6 protein-coding genes are annotated in these 6,378 nt (G+C 69.5%); 3 read left to right on the forward strand and 3 right to left on the reverse strand.

From position 1 onward, the window contains the following. Window positions 1–4: 4 nt before the first annotated feature. From PKH97_RS00140 to PKH97_RS00150, 3 genes are all read right to left on the reverse strand, one after another. A complete protein-coding gene (locus tag PKH97_RS00140) occupies window positions 5–1,330 on the reverse strand; it encodes a sugar ABC transporter substrate-binding protein (protein WP_324385365.1) in 1,326 nt (441 codons plus the stop codon). A 107-nt stretch (window positions 1,331–1,437) separates the two neighbouring features. Continuing rightward, window positions 1,438–2,406, reverse strand: a complete 969-nt coding sequence (locus PKH97_RS00145; RefSeq protein WP_324385366.1) for a zinc-binding dehydrogenase — start codon at window positions 2,404–2,406, stop codon at window positions 1,438–1,440. Between the two features lie 43 nt (window positions 2,407–2,449). Beyond that, window positions 2,450–3,646 (reverse strand): CapA family protein, encoded by a 1,197-nt coding sequence (locus PKH97_RS00150; protein WP_324385367.1) that lies wholly within the window; start codon window positions 3,644–3,646, stop codon window positions 2,450–2,452. A gap of 102 nt (window positions 3,647–3,748) precedes the next feature. On the opposite strand from PKH97_RS00150, the gene PKH97_RS00155 reads away from it, so the two are divergent. Genes PKH97_RS00155 through PKH97_RS00165 form a run of 3 tightly spaced genes read left to right on the forward strand, consistent with a single transcriptional unit; the run spans window position 3,749 to window position 6,197 of the window. Next, complete coding sequence (locus PKH97_RS00155) at window positions 3,749–4,774, forward strand: chorismate-binding protein (RefSeq protein WP_324385368.1); 1,026 nt, start codon at window positions 3,749–3,751, stop codon at window positions 4,772–4,774. After that, window positions 4,762–5,613 (forward strand): aminotransferase class IV, encoded by an 852-nt coding sequence (locus PKH97_RS00160; RefSeq protein WP_324385369.1) that lies wholly within the window; start codon window positions 4,762–4,764, stop codon window positions 5,611–5,613. Before PKH97_RS00155 ends, PKH97_RS00160 begins: the two co-directional genes overlap by 13 nt. Then, window positions 5,610–6,197: a TIGR02611 family protein gene (locus PKH97_RS00165; RefSeq protein ID WP_324385370.1), complete on the forward strand. Its 588-nt coding sequence runs from the start codon at window positions 5,610–5,612 to the stop codon at window positions 6,195–6,197. Before PKH97_RS00160 ends, PKH97_RS00165 begins: the two co-directional genes overlap by 4 nt. Window positions 6,198–6,378: the final 181 nt, after the last annotated feature.

Raw genomic sequence — 6,378 nt, forward strand, 5'->3', positions numbered from 1 at the left:
GGCATCAGCCCAGGACGCGCTTGACCTCGGCCTCGGCGACCGCCTTGACCTTGGCGATCTCAGCCTTGGCGTCGGCGCCGTCCTTGACGACCTTGGTCATCATGTCGCTGAAGGCGGTGGCGCACTTCGGGGTCCACAGGATCTGGTTCTGGGCGTGGCCGAACTCCTGCGCGGCCGCGGCGGCGTCCTTGGCGGGTCCGCTCTGCAGCGTCTTCGCCTGGGCGGCGAGGCTCGCGCGCGCCGGGATGTGGAACCCGTATGCCGTGGCGAAGTCGAGTTGCTTGTCGGTCTGGTCGACCCACAGCCACTTGGCAAATTCCTTTGCGGCGTCGACATTCTGGGACTTGGCGTTGACGCAGGAGCCGTAGGCACCCACGACCACGGACGGCTTGCCGCCCGGCATCGCCGGCCACGGGATGGCGCCATAGTCGTCGCCGAGTTCCTTGGTGATGCTGGGGAAGGTCCACAGGCCGGTGAACTGCATGGCGGTCAGGCCCGAGGTCAGGGCGGACGCGTCATACCAGTCCTTCGGCGCGGCGAGCAGGAGGTATTTGCTCGTGAACATCTCGCGCAGCTTGCCCAGCGCGGCGACCGCCTTCTCGTCGTCGAAGCCGAAGGAGCCGTCGTCCTGGAGATAGTCCAGACCGGAGGAGAAGAGCATGGGCCCGCCCATCAGCCCGACACCACCGTCGTTGCCGAGGAAGAGGCCCTTGGTCTTGTCGACGGTGAGCTTCTCGGCAGCGGCGATCAGCTCATCGATCGTCGTCGGCGGGGTGACGCCGGCCTTCTCCAGGAGGGACTTGCGGTAGACGAGGATCTGCATGTCGATGACCTGCGGGATCGCCCAGAGCTTGCCGTCATAGGTCATCCGCTTGACCATCGCGGGGTTGAAATCGGACTCGGCATCACCGAGCAGGCCGGTCAGGTCGGCGACCTGACCGCCCTTGATCATGTCGATGGTCGGGCCGTTGCCGTATTCGAAGACGTCCGGCCCAGACGAGGTCAGCAAGGACGCCGCCGTCGTCTGGTCGTAGTCGCCCGGCTTCCAGGTCACCTTGACGTCGGCGGCGGTGTAGGCCTTGGCGTAACCCTCGACGGCGGCTTGTGTGCCTTCCTCGCCGTATTGGTGATACCACTGCTGCAGAACGGGTTTCGCGCCGCCGCCCGATGTCGCGCCTCCGCTGCTGGCAGTGCCGGCCGCCGAGGTGGCCGAGGTTGTCGTGGTGCGGCCGGTGTTGCCGCCACAGGCCGCGAGGGCCGAGACGGCCGCGAAACTACCGCCGAGCGCGAGCATCTGGCGCCGGTTGACGTGGGCCTGGTCGGACATCATTCCTCCACTGTCTTCGTGACGCCCGGGCGCGAGTCCGGGCGGCGGCACGCGGGTGCCGCACCCCGACAACCTAGTGCGCGGACCGGCTCGCGGCTGGGAAGCGCGCATCAGGCATGAATAACGATCTTGCCGCTTACAGCGCCGTCGGCGAGCTTGGCAAAACCCTCGCGGGCATCCGCCAGCGCGAGCACCGAGTCGATGCGCGGCTCGATGCCCTTGGCGACGACGAAACGAGCCAGGCGGCCGAGTTCGTCACGGGTGCCCATGGTCGACCCGATCACGCGCAGCTGCTTGAAGAAGATCTTGGTCAGCTCGGCCTTGGCCGGCGCGTCGCCCGAGGTCGCACCGGAGATCACGATGGTGCCGCCGGGACGGAGCGCGTTGACCGAGTGCGACCACGTCGCGGCGCCGACGGTTTCGAGGACGGCGTCGACGCGCTCGGGCAGTCGAGCCCCCGTTTCGTATGCCGCGTCCGCCCCCAGCGTCAACGCCAGGTCGCGCTTGGCGCCATCGCGGGAGGTCGCCCAGACCCGTAGCCCCGCGGCCGAGCCGAGCTGGATGAGCGCCGTGGCAACGCCGCCGGCGGCGCCCTGGACGAGGACCGTGTCACCCGGATGCACCGCGGCGTTGGTGAACAACATCCGGTAGGCCGTCAGCCACGCCGTCGGCAGGCACGCCGCCTGCTCCCAGCTCAGCCCAGCCGGTTTGGGCACCAGATTGGCGGCCGGGACAGCGACCCGCTGAGCAAGAGTGCCGGGGTGCAGCTCGGAGAGCAGAGTCCGGCGCGGGTCGAGGGTCTCGTCGCCCAGCCAGCCCGGGCTCGGGATCACGGCGTGGACGAGCACCTCATTGCCGTCGGGGTCGGTCCCCGCCGCGTCGCAGCCGAGAATCATCGGCAGCCGGTCCGCGGGCAGGCCGACCCCTTTGAGTGACCACACGTCGTGGTGGTTGAGGGACGCCGCGACAACGTCGACGATCACCCAATCGCCGCGGGCCTCGGGTTCGGGCTGCTCGCCCACGAGGAGCCCGCTGAGCGGGTCGGAGGTGGATTGGCTGACGGCGGCGGCGGCAAGCATTTCCTCACAGTAGTCGCCGGCCGGTCGGCCGGACGGGCCGAGGTCACGGGGAGGCGGCCAGGCCGGTGCAGGCGCGGGCTTGATCCCACACTGTGTGCAGGCGGTGGGAGTCCGCCGGTGACACCCGCGCCGGTATGCCGTCCCGTCCGATCAGAAGCGGCAGCCAGGTCGCGTTCGTGACCACGGGCGTCGTGCGGGAGCCCGGACGAGCAGCGCGGGCGGCGGCGGCGTCCACGGTCAGGGTGAGGATGCCGGTTCGGCTGTCGGGTTCCGCCGACCGCCACCACACGAAATTGCCGAGGCCGTAGGCGACGTAGGCGGTCCCTAGCCACCCGGCACCGTTGACCCGGTGGCTGTGGGCGCCGACGATGACGTCCGCTCCGGCTGCTTCCAGGTCCTTGGCCGTCGCGATCGACTCGCCGTCCGGGCATTGCTGATAATCGAGACCCCAGTGCAAATAGACGACGACCAGGTCGACTTCGTCGCGAATCGCCGTGACCGCCTTCACGATCCGGGTGTCGGGCAGCGCACTCGCGACCCCCGCTTTCGTCGCTCCGGCCGAGTAGTTGGCCAGGGTCATCTCGTAGACTTGGTCGGCGCCGAAGACCGCAATTTTCAGGCCGCCGACCGTGACCAAGGCCGGTGCATAGGCGTCGGATTCGTCCGTGCCGATGCCGACGATCGGTATCGGGCTGCTCGCCCGGGCGGCGAGGGTGTCGCTGAGGCCGTCGGGTCCGAAGTCGACGCCGTGGTTGTTGGCCTCGGTCAGGACGGTCAGGCCGGCGTTGGCGAGCGTGGTCAACGCGGAAGCCGGAGTGCGGAAGTGGAACTCCTTGCCGATCGGCGCGCCTCGCTCGGTGATCGCCGTCTCCAGATTCGCCATCCGCAGGTCAGCGGCGCCCCACAGCGGCTTCAGCGCGGCCAGACCCTCGGGGTCGCCAGCCAACGGACGCAAGTACTCCTCGAAGTGGATGTCGCCGCCGAAGGCCAGCGTGACCGCCCCTGCGGCGTCGCCCGGGGTGGCCGGCGCCACCGACGACGTGCCCGGATCCGAGGACAAGGCCGTGCCGGTCCCGTGGTCAGGGGAAGTGTTTGCCGCGCCGGGGCCCGTTGACGGCTCGGCGCTCCGGCTGGGCGAGGGTGACGATGTGCTCGCGACGCCGCTCCCTCCGCTCCCGCCGCACCCGGCGAGGGCGAGGACAGCCGCGGCGGCGAGCGCACGGCATACGGGACGGCGCATGACGGGCAGTGTAGGAAGCGCCGGAGCGCGGGCCGGGAATCCCGAGGGCATCCGGGCGCGTCGTCCGAGCCGCCAGAACGGGACGCGGCCTACGATCCCAGCGTGGCGTGGGCACGGTTCGGGGCGATGACGGCATACGACCCGGCCGATGTCGTCACCGATATCGACCGCATCGACGGGGGGTTCTGGGCGGTCGTCATCGACTTCGAGTCGACGATGACGGCTATCCGCTTCACGCACCGCGGGCGGCGCACGATGACCCGTCCGCCGGGAGATCGCCCGTGGACGCCGCTCGATCAGCAGTGGCGCACCAGCCTCGATCATCAGGCGTATGTCGGCGGGGTGACCCGCATCCGCGAACTCATCGCCGCGGGCGAGGTCTATCAGGTCAACCTCTGCCGCATCCTGAGCCACGACCTGCCCGACGATGCCTACCTGCCGGCCCTGGCGCGCCTCTTGCGCCGCGGCAACCCGGCCCCGTATGAGGCGCTCATCCACGCGCCGGAACTTGGCGTCGACATCGTCTGCGCTTCGCCGGAGCGCTATTTGTGGCGAGGTGGGGAGCGGGTCGTCTCCAGCCCGATCAAAGGGACTGCGGTGACGGCGGCCGAGATGCTGCCCAAGGACTACGCCGAGAACGTCATGATTGCCGACCTGGTGCGCAACGATCTCCAACACGTTTGTGAGCCCGGCTCGGTCGTCGTCGAGGACCTCTGCGGCGTCGAGGCGCACCCGGGGCTGGTGCACCTCGTCACCAATGTCGCCGGGCGCTTGTGCCGGGGCGTGAGTTGGCGGGACGTGCTCGACGCGAGTTTCCCGCCCGGATCTGTCTCGGGCGCGCCCAAATCCTCCGCCCTGACCACGATCACGGCGCTCGAACCGGTGCCCCGCGGACCCTACTGCGGCGCGATCGGCTGGATCGACGCCGATCGGGGGGAGGCGGAACTCGCAGTGGGCATCCGGACGTTCTGGGCCACGCAGGCATCCGGGCGCAGAGTGCTGAATTTCGGCGCCGGCGCGGGGATCACGTGGGGCTCGGATCCCCAAGCGGAGTGGCAGGAGACGCAGTTGAAAGCTCGCCGATTGATCGGTCTGGCGTCGGGGGGAGTGGCACCATGGACAGCGTGATTCGCGCGTGGGTCAATGGCGACCTTGTTGACACGACCGCTCCTGCCATCTCGGCGATCGACCACGGGGTAACCGTTGGCGACGGCGTCTTTGAGACGTGCAAGATCGAGGCGGGCGTCCCGTTTGCGTTGACGCGGCACTTCCGTCGGCTCGAGCGCAGCGCCTCGGGACTGGGGTTGGGACCGCTGGATCTGCCCTACGTGCAGAAGGGGATCGACGCCGTCCTGAGCGCCGGCGAACCGATCGACTTCGGCCGGCTGCGGTTCACGGTGACCGGCGGGCGGGGGCCGCTCGGCTCGGATCGGCATATGGACACTGAGCTGACGTATGTCGTCACCGCCGCCTCGCAGGCGCGCCCCAGCCGCGCGGCACACCTTGCCGTGACGCCGTGGACGCGCAACGAGCGCTCCGCCGTCGCCGGCCTGAAGACGACGTCGTATGCCGAGAATGTCGTCGCGCTCGCCTTCGCTCACGAGCGCGGCGCGATTGAGGCGGTCTTTGCCAACACCCGCGGTGACCTGTGCGAATGCACGGGGAGCAACATCTTCGTGGTGGTTGGAGAGCAGGTGTGTACCCCGCCGCTGTCCTCGGGCGCACTGGCCGGGATCACCCGCGAGTTGACGATTCAGTGGTGCCGCGACGCCGGCATACCGGTTGCGGAGGAGTCCTTGTCGCTGGGGGTGTTGCGCACGTGCGACGAGGTATTCATCACCTCCAGCCTGCGCGATGTGCACGGGGTGGAACGGATCGATGAACGGATCCTGCCCGCGCCCGGACCGGTAACCGCGCGGATCGCGGCGATCTTCGCGGAACGGGCGGCTGCCGAGGTCGATCCGTGATCGCTGCGGGGGAGCAGGCAATGGACGGGGAGGACGTGCACGAGACGGGGGTGGGCGAGGCGGACGGACGCGACGCTGGTGACCGGGTGCCCAGGGGCCGCGGAACTCGGGGGTCAGCGGTGGCCGGTGAGCCGGTGGACCGGAACGAGATCGCCCGCCACGACCGGGGCATCCTGCTCGATGCCGAGGACGACGACTGGGCGTGGCGGCGACGGCTGCGTTCGAATCCGGCGACGGCGCGGCTCTATCGGCTGTTCATCGGGGTGCTCGGGCTGGTCATCGTGGTTGGCGGGTTGCTGCTGGTGCCGCTGCCTGGGCCGGGCTGGGTGATCGTCTTCGCGGGGCTCGCGATCTGGGCCAGCGAGTTCGAGTGGGCGCAGCGGCTGCTCGACTATGCCAAGGACAAGTTGCGCGCGTGGAACGGGTGGGTCCGCGCGCAGGCGCTCTGGCTGCAGGCGCTCGCCGCACTCGCGACCATGGCCTTTGTGCTGCTGGTGATCTGGGCGATGCTGAAGATTTCCGGCGTGCCCGGGTTCCTGCCCGATGGCGTCGAGTATTTCTTGCAGAACACCCTCGCGATCTGACCCCGTGGAGCGGGCAAATTTCGCGCGCCCAGAGTGGAATCCGCGGCGCCCGGAGGGTGGACGTGAAGGTGGGCCCCATCGCGGACGCCCGCAGGGTGGACGTGAAGGTGGGCCCCATCGCGGACCCCCGCAGGGTGGACGTGAAGGTGGGCCCCATCGCGGACCCCCGCAGGGTGGACGT

Source organism: Nostocoides sp. (genome assembly GCF_035343835.1).
Taxonomy (GTDB): domain Bacteria; phylum Actinomycetota; class Actinomycetes; order Actinomycetales; family Dermatophilaceae; genus Nostocoides_A; species Nostocoides_A vanveenii.